General features: G+C 57.1%; 2 protein-coding genes. Both read right to left on the minus strand.

Going from position 1 to position 1,288, the window contains the following annotated elements; all coding sequences use genetic code 11:
- Positions 1 to 173: 173 nt before the first annotated feature.
- Positions 174 to 737, minus strand: a complete 564-nt coding sequence (locus LNV28_RS24970; RefSeq protein WP_263521144.1) for a hypothetical protein — start codon at positions 735 to 737, stop codon at positions 174 to 176.
- A gap of 120 nt (positions 738 to 857) precedes the next feature.
- Positions 858 to 1,202: a hypothetical protein gene (locus tag LNV28_RS24975; protein ID WP_263521146.1), complete on the minus strand. Its 345-nt coding sequence runs from the start codon at positions 1,200 to 1,202 to the stop codon at positions 858 to 860.
- Positions 1,203 to 1,288: the final 86 nt, after the last annotated feature.

Genomic DNA, 1,288 nt, shown 5'->3' on the forward strand with positions numbered 1-1,288 from the left:
CTGCGTATTTGACGCGTCAGGGGCTGCGCAGTGAATCGGGACGGACCCGGTAGGGAGTTTTTTTACAGCCTCAACGTCGAAGTTGAGACGCGAGCGACGGCTGGGCACGGAAGGCCCAGAATAAAATGGGGGCCTGAAGTGACCAGCCGTTGCGAGTCGGCTCGAACGACTGGTTAGCCCCCACTGCCGCCCGACCTAGAGAAGTATTCCGGTGCGGTGCCGGGTGGAAACTCACCGGCATCTGCGTAGTTGAAGCCGATGCCAATGCATTGCTTTGGGAGTCCGAGCGCCGTAGCGAGGGCATCATGCCGTTCCATTGCAAACACGTAGTCGGGATTGCGAAGTACCGTCTCTATGGCGGCAGCGTCTGAGGCGCCGAATACGGCGGCCAAGCGCAACGCATCTCCACCGCGAGGTGAGTTGTCTTCAACCTCTTCGTCGAAGTAGCCGGGAGAGGAGTTGTACTCATCAGTCTTCTCTCCGTCTTCGTACAATTCGAAGTAAAGGATGTCGTCGTCGTGGTTCAGTACCGCCAAGACCGGGCAGTGAAAATGGGCAGATAGTTGCAGAGCCAAACCCGCCAGGTCCTCTCCGTCCTGTGACTCGCACGCCTCGTCAAGAACTGTGGTCATCTCCCTGTCGGTTTGCGATACGAACGCAGAACGCCCGTCCAGCCAATCTAGAACCTGCCGTTGCGATGGACCTCGAAGGGTATGACTGGTGTAGAACGAACCCATGATGGCTCCTGTGGGGGCTAACGTCGAAGTTGAGCAGCGAGCGACGGCTGGGCACGGAAGGCCCAGAATGAAATGGGGGCCTGTAGTGACCAGCCGTTGCGTGTCGGCTCGAACGAATGGTTAGGCATCTGGCTGAACCAGCACCCATTGTGACGTGAAGTCTGGATCGATCACAGTTTCACCCGTGCCTCGCAAGTTGTATGACCCTGGAGGAATTGCTCTGAATACGTGCGTGGCTGGCGGCAGAGACTTGCTTTCTCCCTCACGAGTTCCGCGCAGGACAAGATTGATTCCGGAGTCTGCATTTGCCGAAACCACTGTTCCATGGAATTGCTCCTGGCGCAGTGTTTCACCACGACGATCTTCAATGGTGACGCCAACCAAGACGTACTTGCCAATCAGTTCGCGAGCAAATTCCGGGTCGAATGGAGGACGGTTGTCGTCGAAACTTGGGGGATGCTGCATTTGAGATGTCTAACGAGGCTGTCCAATAACCCGATATCCCCAACCACCCGCACTACTCTGGGCGTGTGAATGTCGGCGAAGGCGAG

It is taken from the genome of Paucibacter sp. DJ2R-2, from assembly GCF_025717675.1.
Lineage (GTDB): Bacteria > Pseudomonadota > Gammaproteobacteria > Burkholderiales > Burkholderiaceae_C > Paucibacter_A.

What these genes read in the sequence shown, in the direction of transcription:
- LNV28_RS24970 (WP_263521144.1), bottom strand. Translation starts at nt 737, where the DNA reads ATGGGTTCGTTCTACACCAGTCATACCCTTCGAGGTCCATCGCAACGG.
- LNV28_RS24975 (WP_263521146.1), bottom strand. Translation starts at nt 1,202, where the DNA reads ATGCAGCATCCCCCAAGTTTCGACGACAACCGTCCTCCATTCGACCCG.